The following is a 19,423-nucleotide window of genomic DNA, read 5'->3' on the forward strand; positions in this document are numbered from 1 at the left end:
GGCCCCGCCCTTGGGATTTGCATGACCAGCTGCTGCGGCCGTGATTTCCTTTTCGCCTCATACGTCTAGATCCCCAGGCAAGGCAGTCAGGAAGTCGTTTTGGACCGCGGCTTGCGCGAGTTTACGGGCCCGTCCGACAGCCCGCTCCGACCAACCCCCCTACTGGCAATCTCGATCTCGCGCTGGAGAGCCTCAATTGTCCGGCTGTGCCGGGCCTCATCCTCGCGGCGGGCGTTGCGTTCCGATTCCAGGAGTATTTTCAGTACCCGGATCTCGCTCTCCAGATGGGCAACACTACCCTCCGGCCCTAGGTCGACCGGGGCCGTGCTCGCCGCGGAGACGACGTCGGTCGGCTTGGCCGGCGCACTCGTTGACGCCACGGCCGGACCCGGCGTAAGTCCGGACTGTTCCGGTCCGGACTGATCAGTCCGTAAACTTTGGACCTTCGGCGGTCCGGACCGTGGTGGTGAGCCGTGGGCCCCGGCCATATACTCCTTTAAGGTCGCGGAAATTCGGGTCGAGCCGCCGCCGCCGAGGCGCTTACGGACCGAGGCGCGCGTCAGCGGCGAACCCTCGGCGGCAAGCGCCCTGACCGCCGCGACGATCTCCCCGTCGGTGAATTGTCTGCTCACTGCGCCGCCTCCAGCGGATCCTCGGGTCTCAACATCTCCTGCTCGAAAGTGCGGCAGGAATTGCCGGAAAGATACCGTGCGAGTTCGCCGAAGTCGTCGTCTCTTGCGGCGATGCCGGAGACGCGCCTCAGCGGTCGGCTTTCGGCGCCGTGGCGCTCGGCGAGCGAGACCGTCATGAGGTGGAGCCGGACGGGGCGGCCGGCGGCTTTGCGTATCGAGTCAGCGATCAGGAGGCCCCCGGCATCGACGTCGCCCCAATGGAAGATCGGAGCATGGGGCCACAACGCCGCCATGCGGCCGACCAGCAAGCGCACCGGCGGAGGCGGAAAGCCGTGCGTGTAGATCACGGCTCCGCGGCCGATCTCGCGGCATTGGCCGTTAAAGCTGGTCCAGTTCTCGACCGTCATGATGAAGTCGGGGTCGTCTCCGTCCGCCTTGCAGCCCGCGACGAGGTCGGGGTTGACGGCGCTCCAGGGGACGGCGCTGCCATACACCCGGATTCCTACCGGATCGGCGAAGCTGACTGGAGCGCGCAGGCAGACGGGGTGCCCGAACCTGACCAGACCCAACGTCTCCCAGATCTCATCCTGCCTGGAGTCGTCTGGAAGGGCCAGTGCGCCGCGCAGAATGGCGCACACCGCCGCCGCGTGGCGCTCCAGGAATTTTGAGGAGCCGGATGTCTGCACGGACGCTGTACGGAAATGCGTGCCGAAGGCGACGTCGAGCAGGCCGGCGGCGGCGGCGAACACGTTGCGGACGAGCTCCGGCTCAGGCGGAAGGCGATACCATTCGGCACCCTTGGCCCATTTGGCGCCGGCGTCCTCGATGACCTGATCGAGACCGTCGCGGCCGGCGGCTGCCGCCCGCGCAGCCGCAATTGCGGCCGCCGCCCGCGCGCCGGCCCGCGTCGTGCCGAGCTCGCGCGCCAGCAGGTCGGCGTCGGCGAGACGCACGCGTTCGATCACCTCGCGCCGGTTACCGGATCCCCGGACGAGCGCTACCGCACCCGCGCGCTCCGCACCTTCGAGCCTTTCCCTCCAGGCCCGCTGCGAGGCGGGCGACGGATCCTTCGGAGACCCGGCGGCGACGGATAGCGTGCGGACCGTGGTCGCGTTGCGGTCGGCGGATTCCAGCAACCTGACGAGCAACTTGCGTGCAGACTCGCTGCCGGAAATCGTCACTGCGCCGCCTCCAGCGCGGCGGCCTCGTCCGCGGATGCGGTACGCTCGCGGTATGCGTCGTATCCCTTGACGCGCGGGTCTTCGTCGGCGAGGTCGTCGCGCAGCGCTTCGGATACCTTTTCCGGCACGATGTGGATGTACTCTTCGTCCCGCGCGACGTTGATGAAGGTCTCCATGCCGTGCGCGAGCACGCGGGACTTCGTGTCGGGAGCGGCGGCGACGATCTGCAGATTCGTGTCGCTCATGAACTTCAGCATCTTCACGGTGTGCTCGGTGTCCAATCCGTCGAGAGCGTCGTCGAGCAGAATGATGCCGAGCGACCCGTTCCTGCGGTCCGGCGACGACGATTTGGCCGAGACCGCGGCCGCCATCGCGATGTACTGCGGAACCACGCCCTCTCCGATCGAGCCCTTCTTCATGCGCTGGCGTAGCGTCGAGACGACATCGCCGGTGCCGGCGTCCTTCACTAGCACGTCGAACGTCCAGTACGCCTTCGGGTCCCGCAGATCGTTCAGCGCGTTCTGGTCGTCGCTTTCGATCATGTCGGCTATGGAGCGGACGGCGCGCGCCTGCTCGGTGTCGGCGTCGAGCGCGACCAGGGCGGGCATCGCCCAATTCGGATCCTCCGTTGCGCGCTCGACCAGATCGACGATCGCTCCGAACTTTTCGACGTGGTTCATCCTGAAGACGTACTTCTCGCCGTAGAACACGTGCCGTTCCATCTCGCGATTGAGGTCGTCGCGGGTGTCGCGGATCTTCGAGAACGCGTGGACGAGCAGGCTGACGAACTCGTTGCGGAACGCATCCGAGAGCTGACGGCCCGCTTCCTCCGCCTCCGCGGTCTTGTCGAGCAGCGTCGAGTTCTGCAGCAGATCGCGCATCGCCCGCGCCTCGCCGAGCCGCTCGCGCCACGCTTCCACGCTGAGCACCGGCATCGGCACCTCCGGGAAGTCGGCACCGTGCTGGCCCCACGCTTCGTGCCCGCGCGCGACCCCGGCGCGGCTCTCCTCGGCGCGGGTCTCGGCCGTCTCCAGCGTCTGCTTGTGCTCGCGCCAGAAGTCCTTGGCTTCGGTCAGGATGCCGAAAACGCGACGTCTTACATCCTGCGCAGCGTCGTGTTCGCCCAACGCCTTCGCGTCGCGATCGAGAAGGGCGGCGGCGAACTGTTGACCCGCGACCTCCAACTCCACTTCCGTGCGCGTGACCGCATCGCGTGCATCGGTGGCGGCTTGGAGAGCGGCAGACCATTGCTTGTCTACCTTCGTCTGTTCGGCTTCGAGCTCGCGTATCTGCTGTTCCTTCTCGGGATCGCGTTGTCCACGCAGGTTCTGCAGCCTGCCACGGCTATCCTCCACCGCGGTCTTGGCGCGCCGCAGGCCGTCGACGACCGAACCCAGTGTCGTCTGCGAACTACTCGATTGCCCGGTAAGCGTCCGGTAGGCGTCCTTGGCGGTTTCGAGGACTCTCCTTTCGGTCTCGGCCTCCTTCAGTTCCCCATGCAAGCGCTGAAGCTCGGCCACCGCGTTCTGAGCCGCCTGGGCGCGTCCCCGGCGTCCGACCAGCAGATAGCGTGGCGGCCGCATCTTGTAGGACGAGAAACGGGTCGCGCGCATGAGATCGGTCGTCACCGCGTTCGGCTCACGCTCGATGTCGGCTTCGGTTCGCACCCGCTTGACGCGTCCCAGCATGGCATTGACGTAGGCGCCCGCGGTGGCGTTCTCGACCTCGACGACGGCGGCCAGCGAATCCGCGGCCGGCGCCGGCGCGCCCGCGCTCAGAACCGATGGTTTGACGATCTCGACTCCGTCGCTGCGGGTCGATCGCCGCTGTACCTTCACCGCATCGATGTATTGGAGGGGATCGTGCAGGATCATCGCTTCCCGCGCGTTGCCGAGCACGGACTCGACGGCGTTGCGCCATTCCTCCTTGCCCTCTCTGATGTCGATCAGATCGCAGAGCGGCGTCGCGGCGATCTTGGCGTCGGCGAGATCTTTGCGCAGGTTCTCCGCCTCCGGACGCAACAGCGCCTGGTCGATGGCCTCCGAGCGCGCCCTCCGCGCGAGATCCTCGCGTATCCGGTTGATTCGATCCTCGCGGGCCGCCGCGGCGCTGTGGGCGCGGTTGAGTTCGCGGACCGCGTTCGCTCCGACCTCGTCGACGACCCGTTGCAATAGCTCGGCATCGGAAGCCATCGATTCGATCTCGACGTCGTCCTGAGCCCGGCGGAAGTCGGCGCCGGCGTCCGCGACTCGTCGGACGTTGCGGCTCTCGGCGTCCTTCATGTAGCCCACGGCCGTGCGGATCGCATCGATCGCTTCTGCGCGGCGCTTGAGCTCCCTGCGAACGTCGCGCATCTTCGACTCTTCGCCGGAAAGATCCCGCTCGGCATGTCGGATGCTGGTTTCCAGCGCTTGAGTGCCGCCGGAGTTGCGCGCCTCCTCGACGCGCCGGGCGGCTTCTTTCTTGCGCTCATCCGCTTTCTTTTCCTCTTCCACGGCGACGTCGACCTTGGTCCGCAGTCCGACCAGCTTCTCCTCGATGGCATCGATCTCGGACTGGCGTTGGGTCACGGCGGCCTCCATCGCCGCCGCCACGCGGCCGCGGGCCTCGCGATCGTCCTCAGCGGCCTTCGAGTAGTGACCGACGACGATCCCGAGCGAGGTGATCTGTCGGTTGATGCTGTCGATGGTGCGGACGATCTCGCGATAGAACGCCAGACGTTCGCGCATCCGTCCGATGTCGATGATCTCGGTTTCGAGGACATGGGTGCGCATGAAGGCCGTGATGTCGCCGACCGGCTGGAAGACCAGCGCGCGCTTCACCGCCTTATAGTAGGAATGGGCATCCGCGTGCCACGAACCGTAGGTGAGCAGGTTGAGCAGGTAAGTCGAGTAGTCCGAGGCGCTGTCGCATTCCTCGACCTTTCGGCCGCTCGCGCGCAGACCGTCGACTGCCTGGTCGAAGCCTTTCGCCATCTCGCCTTCGTCTGTCGAGAATACGAGATCGGCCGTGGTCACGCCGCCCCCGGTCACGATCATGAAGCGTGTGTTGGGCCGCTCGCGGTGTTCGTGCGCCACGACATGCACGACACCCGCGACTTCTCCACCCTCGCGGGTCCGGAAGGACAGGCCGATCCAGGTCTGCGAACTCTTGCGCACGACCTTGGCCCTCTCGTTCTCGTCGTGCCGGACGACGCCGAGACAGTACTCCTGAAGAGACCTGTGTGCGTCCGGCCTGTTCTGTCGTACAGCAGCAGCGTTGTAGACGACGAGGTCGCCGGCGCCGCCGGTCAAGCCCGTCTGGATCGCGTCGATGCACGAGCTCTTGCCGCTGCGGTTCGGCCCCAGGAACACGGTGTTGCCGGAAAGCTCGATGTCCTCGCGTTCGATCAGGTAGAAGTCGATGAGGGAAAGGCGGACGATCTGCGGCGTCCCGAATTGCGGCTCGCTCATGCCTCGGCCTTTTCATGATCGTTACCGTCGGCATCGGGTCGAGCTTCGCGGGCGTAGCGCCTCAGCGCAGCGAGCGGCTCGGAAACGGCGACGAGACTGATCGACGGTCGTACCGTGAACGGCATTCCTTCGTGGAAGGTCGGTGGCAGCGAAGCTTGGATGAGTCCATGATTCTTCAGGAACCGGAGGATGTCGAGCATCCTGACCTTGCCGGGCGGATCCTTTCTAGTCTTCTCTCTCCACAAGTCGTAGAGACCGTCGGTGTGCCACTCGGCGTGACCGTTCACCAGTCCGGTGCTCTGGATCGCGTTGTCGTAGTAGGCGCGGAGCAACAGGATGGCGATGGCCTCATCGACGCGCAACGGCTGAGCCTGGTGAGCCTCGCGCTTGTCGCGTGGCGTGTCCGGCGCCTCCGCGATCGGCGGCATGAGACAGACCATCTTGATGTTGCCCGAAGTGTTGAACTGGAGCCGCCAGCCGAACACGTCGAACAGCCGCTCGGCGAAGGGCCGGACCTCATCGTCGTTCAGAAGCTCGTAGATGTCCTTGGAGCCGAAGTCGTTGCCGAAGATAAACTGTCGCTGCATCAGCGTGCGGAAGGCCCGCTGAAAGGCGACCTTCGGATGGTGCGTTCTGGCGAGCACTTCCTCGTATTCCTGCAATCCCGACAGCGCGTTCATCGCGGAGGCCCCGTCATTCTTGTGGCGGTGAAGTTGGGAAGTTCGCCGTATCGGCATACGGCGACGCCGCTCGCCGGTTCGAGGATCCAGCCTTTGATGCGGCGACCGCGGCCGGTCAGCGCCAGAAGGGCGATGTATCGCCAGGTGAACCAGTCCTTTGCATTGGCCGGCGCGAGCACGACCGCATCTCCGCCGCCCGTCGAGCCGAGATAGGCGAGCGCGTGTCCGGGGGTCGGTTCGGAAGCGAAATCGAACGCGCGGCAATCCTTGATGAACCGCTTCCGGTAGGGATCTTCGGGTGGCCGGCGAAGGATGCGGGGCTCGGGCGGGGGGAGGGGCTCCCTGGCCTCGGGGAAACGGGATTCTCCCACCGGCTCGAGGCAGTTCAGAAGGGGCAGGACGCAGGGAAGCTCGACGTGATCGTCGAGGTGGGCCAACTCCTCGAGGCAGGACTCTACGCGCTGCCGTATAGTCGCCGGATTGCGGCCGATGAAACGAAGGATGTCCCGGATGCGTCCCTCGATGCCGACCTGACCCTGGTCGATGCGGACGCGAAGACGCTCGATGTCGTCGAACGAGGTCGAGATCTCGGCAAGCCGCCTGCGTATGAGCGTCTCGGCTTCGGCTTCCGTCGCCGCATGACCGGCTTCGACGTAGGCGGCCATCGCCTTTTCCATCGCCGCCGCGGAGCCGAGGATTTCGCGGACGGCGCGGGTGACGTGGTGGCGCGATCGCCACGGATTGTTCTGAGACAGGATCTTGGTCCAGTCGCGGATTAGAATCCTGTCGACGAACTCCGCGAAAAACACGTCGACTGAATCGTCCATTCCCTCTGCCGCGTTAAGTCGCCGCGTCACGGACAGCAGCGCTGCGTCTATGCCGGCCATGTGGCGTCGGAATCCGACGGCCGTCTGCCACGCGGCATCGATGTTGGTGGCGTGCATCGTCGGATCGTCTGCGGCCGCGCCGATCAGGGAGGAGACCTGCGATACCAGTCCCGTGAAGCTCTTGGCGACGTTCTCTTTCAGGTCGCGAAGCACCGTCATCAGTCGCCGATAGCCTTCCGGCATCGTCACCCTGATCAGCCAGCGGTCCGACTCCTCGACCAACCAGCCGCCCTCCCGCATCTTCAGATAAAGGTAGTCGGACGACGCCGCTTCAGGCTCATCCCCATCGGGCTCGCCGACGGCCGCCGGCGGCGTCGGCATGCCCTCGATCGCTGCGGCGATCGAGTTCTTGACCTGATCGCGCTCGGGATTCTCCAGCGCCATTTCGCCGAAATGCGTCGCGCAAAGCCGCAACAGCGACGCTTCGGCTGCCAACGCGTGGCGGCCAGTGAAGATCTTGAAGGCTTCGGGCGGCACGCAACCAAACAGATCGCTCATCCGATCCCCTTCCTTGGGGAAACGAGGCCATCCGCCGTTGTCACGGCAACGGGCTCATCTCCGATGTCGGGATGGCCACAGAGGCGAGCCTCGAAGAACTCCGTTGTGCGATCGGCACGGGATGGACGGTAACGTGGGATCGCCCCGCGACCAGGTCGCTTCGCAGGTGCGAGGAAAGACGCAATTCCATGTCTTGAAAGCGACTGCCCCATATCCGACCAATGGTGGCATTTTCGGGGCCAGTCAACCACCCAAACACTTTGTCTTTGCTATCCCCAACGGAACGAACGCTCGCCGTAGATGCGGGAGGCACTGCGGGACGGGATCGTTGCCGCCATCGATTCGGCATAGCTAGTCACTCATCCGGGAACTCCCGTCAGTATCCTAAGAATCGCGTTTGAAACCTCGAAGAGCGAACCACCAAACGCATTGAGCCGTCCCAAGGCCGGCATTGCCGAGCTGGCGACCGCGGGAGGCAATTGCAGCCTCTGCGTGGCGCGGGACTACGCCATGGCCGCACGATTTGGTTGACCTAGTGCATTGTGAGGAAACGATGTTGACGCTCCGAAAGCTGCTCGCGGCGATGCTCCCTGCACGGTCAGACGGCGTTCAGGGTCGCTTCGGCCGTCTTGATCTTGCCGATGATGTCCTCGAACGACGGGACGTCGCCGAAGATCATGCCGGCCATCTTTTGGTAGTCCGCCTTCAGCGGTTCGAGCATGCCGTCGGCAGGTACGATGCCGAACGTACCGGGAGTAGCCTGGTCTAGTCTTACTGCGTCATGATTTTTCTGCGCGTGGGTGATGCTGCGACGGCGCCGCAACAAGGGCATCGTATGATTGTTTTGCTGAGGGCCCGGCTCAACCGCACGCGCATGGTTGCGATCGAGTTCGGGACGTGGCGTTCAGGCCGCAAGGGCAGATCCTCTGGGTCGATAATTGTCGGGTAAGGGAGGGACCTGGACTGGCGCGGCGGAACAAGTTTCTGAGGGGGGAATCGTCGCCTGTTCGGCGATCAGGAAGCCGTAGGCCGCGATGCACAGGGTTGCGTGATGATGGAAGCCACGCCAGCCGCGCCCCTCGTAGTGACCGAGCCCGACCTCCTGCTTGAGCTCCTGATAGTCGCGCTCGATGCGCCAGCGCAGCTTGGCCAGATTGACGAGCTGCGTGAAGCTGACGTTCTCCGGCAGCGTGGCGAGCCAGTATTTGGTCGGCTCTGCTTCGCCCTCCGGCCATTCGATCAGCAGCCACTCCGGCGACAGCTTCTCGGGGATCAGTTTGTTGTACCCGACGCGGACACGCACCCGCGCAAAGCGCGAGGATAGCTGGTCGGCCGAGCCTTCCCGCCACGCCACCGTGCGCCAGGCCTGCTTCGGGAGACTGAGTGCCACTTTTTTGGCCGAGACCAGTTCGGGCTCGTCGCGGCGGCCGGTGTTGTTCATCGGCTTGTCCATCCGCCGCGGGCCGCTGCCAGGGGCCCACATCAAGATGGTCGGCACGATGCCGACCACGTAAGGCAAGCCCAATTCTGTCATGCCGGCACGCAGCCGCGCGTCCCTGCCGTAGGCCGCATCCATCAGCGCGACGCCGCGTGGCAGACTGCTCTCGCAGGCCCAGCGGATTTGCTCCAGCGCGATCTGCGGCTTAGTCTTGAACTTGATCTGCTTCGGCACGCCTGCCTTCTTCCGCCGGGCACGATCCTTCGTCCAGGCTTCCGGCAAGTACAGCCGATAGGCCACCGGAAGGCTGGCGGCATGATTGGCGATCGAGAGCGACACCGCCACCTGGCAATTGGCCTGCTTGCCGAGCTGCCCGCAATATTGGTGGTGCACGCCGACCGAATGCTTGCCTTGCTTGGGGAACGAGGTGTCGTCGATGATCCACGCCTCGATCGGCCCGCTCTTCTCGATCGCCGGCAGCACCAAATCGCGCACCTTGGTCAGCACGTCCTCGTCCGACCAGGCCGCGTTGGCGACAAAATGCAGCAACGACTGATGCTGTGCCGCCGTGCGCGCTGGAGCCGTCCGCGCCGCCATCGGCTCCACGCTCTTGCGTTCCCCAGGCAGCATCAGGCCCGTGCAATAGTCGCGCAGCGGTCTCGTCCGCTCCACGTGACCGATCACGCTTCCAAGACCGGCTACATACTCCGCAAACCGCGTTTCGCTATCCCCACCCTGATCGAGATTCATCTGGCCCTCCGCGCGCCAAATATTGAATCTCCTCAATTACTTGATTCTCAGCCTCAATGACCGCGACCGTCTGACTCAGTACGATTAGCCGAAGTTCGTCGCGGCGTCGATCCCAGCGCCGAGCGGGCCACAGCCCGCCATCCATCTCGCCACCGCCATCATATGATGGTTGTGACTCCGAACTCTTGGACGGCACGGCGCGCGCTGGCGAGGTTGGCAATCAATTCGGGCCGGGTCTGTCGCTCTTGCATCCATGCGGGTTGCCCAGGACGGGTACGCCAGGACTCACTGAGCGGGCTGTTGTCCACGGTGTCGAAGCCGAACCGGTCGTATAGTCGCGTCACAAGCTCGACGGCCTCCGGAAAGTCACTTGAGGCCGACAACGCCAAACGGTCGGCGGAGCCGGCCGGTCTCCCCCAGGTTATGATCCGAGGAGCCTGAATGTGCGTGAAAGCCTTGACTACCTTCGATGTTGGGAGTTGCTCCTGACGCAATTCATGCTCTGTTTTTTCACCTGAATCGATAATCGGGTAATGACCGTCGCGAACCGCCATATAGTTGTTCGTGTCGATCACGACCTTCCCCGCAAGCTCGTTCACGGGCATGTCGTTAACCATCTTCAGAGGAACAGCAATGACGACGAACTCGCCCGCCGCCGCCGCGCCAGCCGCCGTTGCCGCGCGCGCTGATGGCCCTAGCTCCTCGATAAGGCTGCCTAATGTCTCGGGGCCTCGCGAATTGGCAAGGACGACCTGGTGACCGTTCGCGATAGCCGCACGCGCGATATGACGACCCACTTCGCCTGCGCCGATGATGCCAATAATAGTCACCGATAGCGACCCCTCTAATTTCGAGAAAGATGACAGCCTTGAAGGCGAGAACGGGAATGACGAAGAAGTAGCTTGGTCATTCCCGTTTCGATCTCACCTAAGCCCGATCAGGCTCTCGCTTTTCTCCCAAAGCTGCGCGGCTTTATCTGCGTCGAGCGCATATGATCTTGCGCCATCGAAAAACGGATTGGGCGTATCCTCGATCGGCGCGACTGCGCAATCTTCGAGGTAACGCCCGCCGATATCGTCCTTGTCAGCTACGACCGCAGCCCAGACCGATGTTGCCGCTGCCTGCGAAATACTTTTGAGTTCTGCTGGCGGAAGACCCGCGTCGGCGCGAGCCTTGCCAACAGTTTCGAAGAGGCCCTGCAACGCTTCCTGCGAGAAGTGGCGTGGAAGATCAGTCAAGCTGTTCCCGGGCATCACCGACGCCGCTCGGATACCGCGATTGCGATGCCGCCGGTCGAATTCAACTGCGAAGAGGGAGTTTGCGGTTTTTGATCGGCCATAGGCGACGAACGGGTCATATGCCTGTTGCTCGAAGTTCGGATCGTCCAGGTCAAGATCGGCCACGCGATGAGCCTGTGATGACAGGACCACGAGCCGGCCGTTATCAGCGAGAAGCGGTTCGATTTTCTTGATTAAGGCAAAATGGCCAAGATGATTGGTTCCAAACTGCAGTTCGAAGCCGTCAACCGTCCGACCGAACGGCGGTGCCATGACGCCAGCATTGGCGATGATGACATCGAAGGGCTGGCTGTCAGCAAGTAGTTTATCCGCGGAGGTGTCAACGCTTTTCAGGGATGCAAGATCGAGTTCGATCAACTCAAGGCTGCCATCACCGTCTCGCGCGGCGTCACGGACCAATGCAGTGGCCGATTCAGCTTTAGCCAGGTCTCTAACGGTTCCTACGACGCTGGCACCGTGAGACGCCAATGCGCGGGCCGTCTCGAGTCCGATGCCCGACGATGCGCCAGTCACGAGAAACCGCTTTCCATGAAGATTTACGCCGGAGAGCACGTCGTCAGCGGTTGATTTTGCGCCGAAGTTCTCAGTCATGTTTTTTCCTATATTGTTGGGATGAGGTAGTAACTGCGCGAGTTTCAGCCATTTCAGACCTGGGCCACGCCGCCGTCCGCGAAAACTTCGCTTCCGGTCATGAAGCTGCTGTCGCTGGAAGCAAGGAATGCGGCGACCGCGGCAATCTCGTTGGGATCGCCGACGCGTCCAAGCGGCGTGCCGGCCCTTACCGCGTCCAGCCCTGCCTCTCCCATGATCTCCACGGCTTTCTCCGTCCGCGTCGCCCCGGGCGAAAGCACATTCACGCGGATGCCCGTGCCGTTCAGATCCTGCGCCCAGGTGCGCGCGAAACTGCGGATCGCCGCCTTGGAGGCGCTGTAGAGGCTGAATTGCGGTATCCCCATCGATCCCCCGCTAGAACCGGTCAGGATGATCGAGCCGCCCTCCGACATCAACGGCAGCGCCGTTTGAACCGTAAACAGCAGGCCCTTGACGTTCGTGTCGAAAATCCGGTCGTACTGCTCGGAAGTTATCTGGCCGAGAGGCGCCAACTCCGAAATTCCGACATTGGCCAGCAGAATGTCGAGATCGCCTCGCTCCGCCTTAACTGCTTCAAACAGCCGATTGAGGTCGGTCGCATCAGTTATCGACCCGCATATGGCGCGCGCATTCGGTCCGAGCTGCGCCAGGGCCGCGTCGAGCGTGGCCTTGGTGCGGCCAAAAATGAATACGAACGCGCCTTCGTCGATGAAGCGGTTTGCCGAAGCGAGCCCGATGCCGCTGCCACCGCCCGTCACGACTGCAGTCTTCCCTTCCAGTCTTTTCACGTCCTGCCTCCCGCTTCACAGAAGGCATACTTGGCATCGAACTGACCTATTGACTAGTATGCACCTTTTGGTAAGTATCTATTTATGACCTCAAAACCCTTGCCCGTCCTTGGCTTTACCTGTGGACTCGACACCTCGCTCCGCTTGATCGCGGGCAAGTGGAAACCGCTGATCCTGTATTTCCTACTCCTGGGGCCGAAGCGGTACGGCGAATTGAAGCGAGCGGTGCGCGACGTCAGCGACAAGGTGTTGATCCAACACCTGAAGGAGCTCGAGGCCGACGGCGTCTTGACGCGGACCGACTACAAGGAAGTACCGCCGCGGGTTGATTACTCGCTGACTCCACTAGGCCGAAGCCTCGCCGAGGCGCTCGTCCCGCTTTGCGACTGGGGGACGCAGAACGCGGCCGAAGTCACAGGGGTCTTCGCCGAACGTGAACGCTGACGCCACGCACGAGACCGACGATCGCGGCTTGATCTAGCGCGCTCGGCGGTAGTCGGCAGCGCCTCGGTTGGCGAAGGCGCGATGTCAATCTCCTTCGGTATCGTGACGATAGTCTGCTGCGCCAGGGCTCAGCTTGAAAGGGCAGTCGATCTCAAGCAGTCGTTTTAGGGCTGTGTTCGCATTCTCAGATGACCAGATTAATGACGAACGTAGCTCGGTAGCTGCGTTTCCGAGCGGTAGAAAGATGACGTCGTGCCGTGCGGAAACGCGGGATCGCTCACAACCACTGCAAAACTGTGAATGCCGATTTCCATGATATTGCAACTTCACCGAGGGAGCCGTTCAGGCAGCAAGCTCGGCGATAATTGCTTCGGCCTTCACGAGCTCTTTTGCCTTGACCTCCGGACCGTAGTTGACGCCTTCCACGCGGACGGTGGTGATGTCTGTGAGGCCGATGAAGCCAAGCATGCCCGAGAGGTAGGTTTCCTGGTGATCCAGGAAAGCGATCGGGCTGTCGCCGAGATAATAGCCGCCTCGCGACGATGCGATGAAGACCTTCTTGCCTTTCACCAGGCCTTCGACTCCATTCCCGTCGTATTTGAACGACTTGCCGGCGACGACGACCCGATCGATCCAGGCCTTGAGCTGCGAAGAGACGTTGTAGTTGTACATCGGCGCGCCGACTACGATCATATCGGCCGCAAACAGCTCGTCCATATAGGCGCTGCCGAGAGCGATATCGGCGCCGAGTAAAGCATCGGGGGCGAGCGCGCCCTGCGCGGCGGCCCAATGACGATCGGACAAATGCATCGGCGCGTCGTCCACGAGGTCGCGGTAAACCACTTGAGAGTCCGGATGCAGCTCCCTCAACCGGGCGACAATGCTTGCGGAGACTGTGCGGCTAACCGATGCGTCGCCGAGAATGCTGGAATCAAGGTGTAGGATATTCATGGGAAGACCTCCGGTTGCGCTTGTTAGCGACACAAAGGCAGTCCTTTGCCGCGCTCACGTCACGCATACCTCCCACACGCCGATCTCGGTGAATAGCCGATATATTCCGATGCATCCCATCGGTGAGAGCGATAATATACGACAGACAGTCGTTGATGAAGTTAAGGGGCCTAATCGACCGTTGGCATGGATGCAGAGCAGCGGTTCAAGCGGTCGATAAACCAGCGGCCTGCGGGACCGGGTGGAGCTGACGTTCGATAGATAGCGGACATCGGCACAATAACGCCGCCCGTCGGAACGTCCTGAATGGACAGTTCCACCAGCTTTCCTTCGGCGATGTCGCGTTGGACTGCATGCACGGGCATGCCTCCCCAGCCGAGACCGTTTAACAAAAAGGCATGCTTCGCAAATAGGTCGGCGAGGTGCCAAGTCGACGACGACATCACGCCGAACTCCACACCATCTGATGAGCTTGATCTGTCCGTCAGCACGAGTTGCACATGCTTTGCCAGTTGCTGACGCGGTATCTTCCCCTTGAACAATGCGAGCGGATGATGCCGCGCGGCGACCATGACAATAGGGACGCCGGACAACGGTTCGCCGCCGAGCTCAAAACAATCTGTAGGTAATGTCGCCGCCACACCAACGGTGGCGGTACCGTCGAGAACGCGTTGATGAGTCGCGCCAAGCGCCTCGACAAAAAGCCGGAGCGGAGTGCCAGGGAATAAACTCCTGAACTCATTGGCAGCTACAGTAATAGCGGCGATCGGAAATAGAACGTCCACCACCACCGCAAGCTCGGGCTCAAGGCCCGCCGACATTCCCTTTGCCCGTGCTTTCATAAAGTCGACGCCCGCTATGATACCACGCGCGTCGGTGAGCAACGCGTTGCCAGCGGGGGTAAGGGTTGGGTATCGTGCGGAACGGTCGAACAATTTAACGGCCATCTGTGCCTCAAGGCCGCTAACGAGATCGCTGACGACCGACTGAGCGCGATGAAGTTTGCGAGCGGCCGCAGAGAAGCTGCCTTCGTCGACCGACGCAATGAAGGCACGGAGTTGATCAAATGAAACGCCATCTAACATACGACCACACCATCGCCCTGACCGATACTTAGATCATCAACATATCGGACAGGACGGAGAAATGTAAGCAATCTGACCTAGGCGGCGTGGACAAATTTCTCCGTTCGTTTGCCATTGCGTGACCGTTGCCAGGCGCACTCACGTGCGTAAGATCAAAGCATGGGCAATTGGAACGACAGCGGCTGCGAAACATGTCGGCGCGGGATTTTATCAGGTCGCAGCGACCTGCCCGAACATGTCGCGACAAGTCTGAAGGCTCACGCGCATTTGCGACGATGCCAGACATGCGGGGCATGGTGGGAAGAGAATGGGCGTGAAGCTCACGTCATTTCCCACAGCGAGGCAAGGGCGACTTTCTCGGCGCATTTCGAAAATGATCGGTAATTGCCAAACCGTGCGAGATCCGTTGACGTAGCTGCGCGGGGTTGATTCAAGGCTGCTTTTTGGAGGCAGGCTTGAGCAGGGGCGATCTCACCGAAGCAGAATGGCGCGTTTTGAAGGGCTTACTGCCTATTGAGCCTGAGAACCGTGGCCGAGGCAGGCGTCCCGAGCAGAACCGCGCAGTTATTAACGGAATCCTTTGGCGACTGCGGTGCGGCGCGCCATGGCGCGACGTTCCGCCCAAGTGTGGCAGCTGGAATACCATCTATCGGCGGTTCCGCCGGTGGAGCGAGGCCGGGGTCTGGGAGACCGTTGCGGTGACGCTCGCCGAGGTCATGGCAGACAGCGGCCACTACAGCATCGACAGCACCACAGTTCGCGCCCATGTCTCGGCAGCGGGCGGAAAAGGGGGACTCATCGACGCGCTCTTGGCCGCTCGCGGGGCGGGTTCACCAGTAAGCTTCACTGCCTGGCAGATACCCTCGGACGACCGCTCGCCTTCCATCTGACTGGTGGCGAAGCAGCGGACTGCAAGGCGTATGATGCCCTGATCGATCTGCCCGAACGCAAACCCGATGCCTTCCTTGCGGACAAGGGCTATGATGCCGATACCATTCGCGCCGATCTCGCAGAGCGGAAGATTGAACCCGTCATACCCGGCCGATCAAACCGCCGTGTGAAGATCGAGTATGATCGGGCGCTCTACCGACAGCGCAACCGCATCGAACGCATGTTCGGCCATCTCAAGATCAATCGCGCCATCGCCACCCGATACGATCAACTGGCCAATAGCTTCCTCGGCATGGTCCACATCGCCACCGCCAGATATTGGCTCAAATTTGTCCACGCCGCCTAAGGACTGTCATCAGCTCTTGTTTGCTGAGGCTACGAAGGCAGCAAGCTCGCGTCCGTAGCGGACAGGCTCCTCGTAGAAAGGCGGTACGCATCCGGCGAAGGCCCCCGGCCAGGCTGTTTTTGGCAGAAGGCGATCGCGGGCTATGCGGCGCGGGCGACGTTCTGAGATCGCCAATTCCAGGGCATGAGTTCGTCAATGCGCTTGGCGGGATGATCCGGTAGGCGAGCCAGCACGTCGGCAAGCCAAGCCTCTGGATCGACGTCGTTGAGCTTGGCGGTGGCGACGAGGGTGTAGATCGCAGCCGCACGCCAACCGCCCTCATCGGAGCCGGCGAAGGTCCAATTTTTTCGTCCCACGGCGACCGCCCGTAGCTCACGCTCAGCAGCATTGTTCGTCATGCAAAGCCGTCCGTCATCGAGGAAGCGGCTAAATGCATCCCAGCGGCTGAGGCAGTAATTGATCGCTTTGGTCGTGTCGTTGTTCCTGGAGAGCTTGGCGCGCTGCTCGCGCAACCACGCCTCCAGCTCGACAATCAGGTGACGGCTGCGCTCCTGGCGCACACGCAGGCGCTCCTGCGGAGCAAGACCATTGATCTCACGTTCGATGGCGAACAGGACATCGATGCGCTTGACCGCCTCGGCCGCGATCGGCGCCTTGGTGAGCCGTGCCAGATCAAAGAACTTGCGTCTACCGTGCGCCCAGCACGCGGCCTCGATGATCGGGCCGCCCTTACGATTGGCCTCGTAGAGCCTGCCAAAACCGGCGTAGGCGTCGGCCTGCATCAGTCCGGCATAGCCGGCCAGATGCTGCTCCGGATGCGCACTGCCACGATCGGGCGAGTAGAAGAACACGGCCGCCGGCGGATCTGGGCCGGCAAACGGACGGTCGTCGCGCACGTAAGTCCAGAGCCGGGCGGTCCGCGTCTTGCCCTTGGCCAGGACCGGCACCGTGGTGTCATCGGCGTGGATGCGCTCGGCTGCGAAGACGTGGCTCCGGATCGCATCAACCAGAGGCATCAGGGTTGCCGCGGAGGCACCTACCCAGTCCGCGAGCGTCGATACGTCGAGATCGATACCTTCACGCTGGTAGACGTCGCTCTGACGATGAAGCGGCAGGTGCAGCCCGTACTTGGCGAACAGGACATGGGCCAGCAGCTTGGGCCCTGCACGACCGCGCGCAATCGGATGCGAGGGAGCCGGCGGCTGGGTGATCGCTTCGCAGGCCCGGCAGACGAGCTTCTCGCGCACGTGCTGGATCACCTTCCACTGGCGCGGAACGAGCTCCAGCGTCTCGGTCACGTCCTCGCCAATCTTGCGCAATCGGCTATCGCCGCAGCATGGGCAGATGGCAGGCACCGGATAAACAATGCGCTCCCGCGGCAAATGCTCCGGCAGCGGCCGGCGGGCTGGCTTGCGACGCTCGAACGATGGCACCGCAATCTTCTCGGCTGCCATCTGCGCCGCGGTCTCAGCTTGCGCCGCGTTCTCCTCCAGGTCAGCGAGCTGCAGCTCGAGTTGGTCCAGCAATGCGCCGCGCTCGGAGGACTGTCCGAACTGCTCGTGCCGCAGCTTCTTGATCGTGAGCTTGAGCTTCTCGATCAGCAAGCTCCCCGCCTGGGCCTCGGCTTCCGCGGCCAACCGGGCCGCTCGCTCGGCGCGCAGCATCGCCTGCAGCGTGGTCACATCGTCGGGAAGAGAATCATCCGTGCCCATCGCCGACCAGAGAATCACAAGACGCGGTCTCTGTCCGAACCGCTGATCCTGCTATCGATTCAAATCCCAGCGATCAGCCGGCCGCCTGCGGTCGCCAGGTTTGTTGCGGCATCCGCCAGTCGATGCCCTCAAGCAGGTAGCCAAGCTGGGCTGGTGTGATCGTCACTACGCCATCAGCCGACGACGGCCACAGGAAGCGGCCCCGCTCCAGCCGCTTGGCGTAGAGCGACATGCCGAGCCCATCGTGCCAGAGGATCTTGATCAGCTTGCCGCTTTTGCCACGGAACACATAGAGGTCGCCACCGTGCGGGTCTCGCCTGAAGGCTTCCTGCACCAGCAAGCCCAGCGAGTTCATGCCGCGACGCATATCGGTGTGGCCGGTCGCAATCCACACCCGCACGCCCGACGCAATGGGGATCACCGTAGGCGCCCATCTGCCAGCGCCGCTACGGCGGTCTTCAGCGTCGCCGCGTCGACCGCACCCGTGATCCGCATCCGAGCTCCGGTCGCAAACTCGATCTCGATCGCCCCGCCGCTGCTGGCCGGCGCGACTGGACAAGGCGTCGGCACTGACTCCGCGACCACCATCGCCGGTACGAAGCCAGGTTGATCGGCGGCATCCTTCGGCTCCGGCCGAAACGAGCGTCGCCATCGCAGCAGCAGTGAGCGCGAAACGCCGTATTGCCGCGCCGTTGCCGCGACTTGGCGCGGCGCCTGTAAGCTCTCCAGGACGATCTTGAGCTTCTCGTCCTCGGACCAGCGCCGTCGCCGGCCCGTGTCCACCACCTCAAGCCGTTCGACTTGGGCACTGCGCCTATCGCTGTCCATAAGGACAGTTCTCAACAACACGCCTCATTCGGCAAGGCGGCCTTCACCGGACGGATACGAAAGGCGTGTGGCCACTCTCGGAATAAATCGAGAGTTGGCTGTTGGCATGAATAGCCTTGATGCGCTCCGACATTGCAACGCGCACCAGCCGGTCATAGACGCCGTGAGTAAGCAGGATCGGTCCGGAGAAGTCCCTGAAAACAGGCTCCAGGTCGGCGGTCTGAGTCCTAATGAATCCCTCGTTTACCGCGCGCTCCGTCATGCCGTTGACGACCAGCATGCGCTGCATCTGAGCCGCAGTCGGCTGACGATGGAAGCAGGCTGCCAGGAATTCGGCCGTCGCGAGCGTCCTTTCCGCCAGATCGTGCGAGGTCGCCGTCCGCGCGAACGTGCCTGCCTCCTCCGTCAAGAGGTCCGGAGAAAGCTTCGTCACGGCATCGACGAGATTGATGCCGGCGATCCCGGTGCCGCCATACTTACGTAGATAGGCACCGACGACGAAGCCTCCGAGCGACCAGCCGACGAGAACGGGGCGGCGCAGCTTGCTTGCCGCGATAACCGCCGCGACGTCATCTACCCACCGGTCAGCATCGGAATAGGCCCCGATCGAAGTCGGCTTGTCGGAGTCGCCATGGCCGCGCAGATCGAAACTGACCAGCCGTAAGCCCGCCAGCGACGGGTCAGCAAACTGCTTTTCCCAACTCAACCGGCTTTGACGCAGGCCGTGGATGAACAGGATCTCCAACCCGTTGGGATCGCCATATGCCTCCCCCGCCAGCGTCGTGCCGTCCGTCGATCGCGCCGAAAAGGTGTCCTTGGCGCGCGAACCGGCGAATGGCTTTTCCGGCGATGTTCCAGGTTGTGCCTGGGCGAAGACTGCGCCCGCACTGGCCGTCAGGGTCGCCAGACCGATAGCGCCCGTCATGAAACGACGCCGGGAAGCGCGCGGGGAATGGTGCATAGTACATACT

At 62.8% G+C, this 19,423-nt stretch carries 18 protein-coding genes; 2 read left to right on the plus strand and 16 right to left on the minus strand.

Annotation, left to right across the window (positions count from 1 at the left end; genetic code table 11):
- Window positions 1-86 precede the first annotated feature (86 nt).
- From RS897_RS42280 to RS897_RS15655, 10 genes are all read right to left on the minus strand, one after another.
- On the minus strand, window positions 87-632 hold the full coding sequence (locus RS897_RS42280) for a DNA-binding protein (RefSeq protein ID WP_407654498.1): 546 nt from the start codon (window positions 630-632) through the stop codon (window positions 87-89).
- Window positions 629-1,813, minus strand: a complete 1,185-nt coding sequence (locus RS897_RS15615; protein WP_315837422.1) for a Wadjet anti-phage system protein JetD domain-containing protein — start codon at window positions 1,811-1,813, stop codon at window positions 629-631. Before RS897_RS15615 ends, RS897_RS42280 begins: the two co-directional genes overlap by 4 nt.
- Window positions 1,810-5,265 (minus strand): SbcC/MukB-like Walker B domain-containing protein, encoded by a 3,456-nt coding sequence (locus tag RS897_RS15620; RefSeq protein WP_315837423.1) that lies wholly within the window; start codon window positions 5,263-5,265, stop codon window positions 1,810-1,812. Before RS897_RS15620 ends, RS897_RS15615 begins: the two co-directional genes overlap by 4 nt.
- Window positions 5,262-5,945: a DUF4194 domain-containing protein gene (locus tag RS897_RS15625; protein ID WP_315837424.1), complete on the minus strand. Its 684-nt coding sequence runs from the start codon at window positions 5,943-5,945 to the stop codon at window positions 5,262-5,264. Before RS897_RS15625 ends, RS897_RS15620 begins: the two co-directional genes overlap by 4 nt.
- Window positions 5,942-7,330, minus strand: coding sequence for a Wadjet anti-phage system protein JetA family protein (locus RS897_RS15630; RefSeq protein WP_315837425.1), 1,389 nt, complete (start codon window positions 7,328-7,330; stop codon window positions 5,942-5,944). Before RS897_RS15630 ends, RS897_RS15625 begins: the two co-directional genes overlap by 4 nt.
- A gap of 598 nt (window positions 7,331-7,928) precedes the next feature.
- Window positions 7,929-8,162 (minus strand): hypothetical protein, encoded by a 234-nt coding sequence (locus RS897_RS15635; RefSeq protein WP_315837426.1) that lies wholly within the window; start codon window positions 8,160-8,162, stop codon window positions 7,929-7,931.
- A 72-nt stretch (window positions 8,163-8,234) separates the two neighbouring features.
- Entirely contained in the window at window positions 8,235-9,518 is a 1,284-nt protein-coding gene (locus RS897_RS15640) for an IS701 family transposase (RefSeq protein ID WP_315831101.1), read from the minus strand.
- 158 nt (window positions 9,519-9,676) lie between these two features.
- Window positions 9,677-10,348, minus strand: coding sequence for an NADPH-dependent F420 reductase (locus RS897_RS15645; RefSeq protein ID WP_315837427.1), 672 nt, complete (start codon window positions 10,346-10,348; stop codon window positions 9,677-9,679).
- A 93-nt stretch (window positions 10,349-10,441) separates the two neighbouring features.
- A complete protein-coding gene (locus RS897_RS15650; protein WP_315837428.1) occupies window positions 10,442-11,407 on the minus strand; it encodes an SDR family NAD(P)-dependent oxidoreductase in 966 nt (321 codons plus the stop codon).
- Window positions 11,408-11,460: 53 nt separating this feature from the next.
- On the minus strand, window positions 11,461-12,195 hold the full coding sequence (locus RS897_RS15655; protein WP_315837429.1) for an SDR family NAD(P)-dependent oxidoreductase: 735 nt from the start codon (window positions 12,193-12,195) through the stop codon (window positions 11,461-11,463).
- 84 nt (window positions 12,196-12,279) lie between these two features.
- On the opposite strand from RS897_RS15655, the gene RS897_RS15660 reads away from it, so the two are divergent.
- Window positions 12,280-12,639, plus strand: a complete 360-nt coding sequence (locus RS897_RS15660; protein ID WP_315837430.1) for a winged helix-turn-helix transcriptional regulator — start codon at window positions 12,280-12,282, stop codon at window positions 12,637-12,639.
- A 342-nt stretch (window positions 12,640-12,981) separates the two neighbouring features.
- On the opposite strand, the gene RS897_RS15665 is transcribed toward RS897_RS15660, so the two are convergent.
- On the minus strand, window positions 12,982-13,590 hold the full coding sequence (locus tag RS897_RS15665) for an FMN-dependent NADH-azoreductase (protein ID WP_315837431.1): 609 nt from the start codon (window positions 13,588-13,590) through the stop codon (window positions 12,982-12,984).
- Window positions 13,591-13,760: 170 nt separating this feature from the next.
- Window positions 13,761-14,675: a LysR family transcriptional regulator gene (locus RS897_RS15670; RefSeq protein ID WP_315837432.1), complete on the minus strand. Its 915-nt coding sequence runs from the start codon at window positions 14,673-14,675 to the stop codon at window positions 13,761-13,763.
- Between the two features lie 455 nt (window positions 14,676-15,130).
- Between RS897_RS15670 and RS897_RS15675 the strand changes: the two genes are divergently transcribed.
- Window positions 15,131-15,912, plus strand: a protein-coding gene (locus tag RS897_RS15675) for an IS5 family transposase (protein ID WP_315837433.1) whose coding sequence is annotated in 2 segments (ribosomal slippage) — window positions 15,131-15,455 and window positions 15,455-15,912 — 783 coding nt in all. Because the reading frame shifts where the segments join, the coding sequence is not laid out codon by codon here.
- Between the two features lie 140 nt (window positions 15,913-16,052).
- Here RS897_RS15675 and tnpC read toward each other — a convergent pair.
- From tnpC to RS897_RS15695, 4 genes are all read right to left on the minus strand, one after another.
- A complete protein-coding gene (gene tnpC / locus RS897_RS15680) occupies window positions 16,053-17,624 on the minus strand; it encodes an IS66 family transposase (RefSeq protein ID WP_315838655.1) in 1,572 nt (523 codons plus the stop codon).
- Window positions 17,625-17,697: 73 nt separating this feature from the next.
- On the minus strand, window positions 17,698-18,045 hold the full coding sequence (gene tnpB, locus RS897_RS15685; RefSeq protein WP_315837434.1) for an IS66 family insertion sequence element accessory protein TnpB: 348 nt from the start codon (window positions 18,043-18,045) through the stop codon (window positions 17,698-17,700).
- Window positions 18,042-18,452, minus strand: coding sequence for an IS66-like element accessory protein TnpA (gene tnpA, locus RS897_RS15690; protein ID WP_315837435.1), 411 nt, complete (start codon window positions 18,450-18,452; stop codon window positions 18,042-18,044). The genes tnpB and tnpA overlap by 4 nt, the downstream gene beginning before the upstream one ends.
- Window positions 18,453-18,495: 43 nt before the next feature.
- On the minus strand, window positions 18,496-19,377 hold the full coding sequence (locus RS897_RS15695; RefSeq protein ID WP_315837436.1) for an alpha/beta fold hydrolase: 882 nt from the start codon (window positions 19,375-19,377) through the stop codon (window positions 18,496-18,498).
- Window positions 19,378-19,423: the final 46 nt, after the last annotated feature.

This window comes from Bradyrhizobium prioriisuperbiae (assembly GCF_032397745.1).
Lineage (GTDB): Bacteria > Pseudomonadota > Alphaproteobacteria > Rhizobiales > Xanthobacteraceae > Bradyrhizobium_A > Bradyrhizobium_A prioriisuperbiae.

Coding starts and splice junctions, on each gene's coding strand:
- RS897_RS15640 (WP_315831101.1), bottom strand. CDS start 9,518: ATGAATCTCGATCAGGGTGGGGATAGCGAAACGCGGTTTGCGGAGTAT.
- tnpC (WP_315838655.1), bottom strand. CDS start 17,624: ATGGGCACGGATGATTCTCTTCCCGACGATGTGACCACGCTGCAGGCG.
- RS897_RS15665 (WP_315837431.1), bottom strand. CDS start 13,590: ATGAATATCCTACACCTTGATTCCAGCATTCTCGGCGACGCATCGGTT.
- RS897_RS15620 (WP_315837423.1), bottom strand. CDS start 5,265: ATGAGCGAGCCGCAATTCGGGACGCCGCAGATCGTCCGCCTTTCCCTC.
- RS897_RS15660 (WP_315837430.1), top strand. CDS start 12,280: ATGACCTCAAAACCCTTGCCCGTCCTTGGCTTTACCTGTGGACTCGAC.
- RS897_RS15625 (WP_315837424.1), bottom strand. CDS start 5,945: ATGAACGCGCTGTCGGGATTGCAGGAATACGAGGAAGTGCTCGCCAGA.
- tnpA (WP_315837435.1), bottom strand. CDS start 18,452: ATGGACAGCGATAGGCGCAGTGCCCAAGTCGAACGGCTTGAGGTGGTG.
- RS897_RS15650 (WP_315837428.1), bottom strand. CDS start 11,407: ATGACTGAGAACTTCGGCGCAAAATCAACCGCTGACGACGTGCTCTCC.
- RS897_RS15630 (WP_315837425.1), bottom strand. CDS start 7,330: ATGAGCGATCTGTTTGGTTGCGTGCCGCCCGAAGCCTTCAAGATCTTC.
- RS897_RS15635 (WP_315837426.1), bottom strand. CDS start 8,162: ATGCCCTTGTTGCGGCGCCGTCGCAGCATCACCCACGCGCAGAAAAAT.
- RS897_RS15670 (WP_315837432.1), bottom strand. CDS start 14,675: ATGTTAGATGGCGTTTCATTTGATCAACTCCGTGCCTTCATTGCGTCG.
- RS897_RS15695 (WP_315837436.1), bottom strand. CDS start 19,377: ATGACGGGCGCTATCGGTCTGGCGACCCTGACGGCCAGTGCGGGCGCA.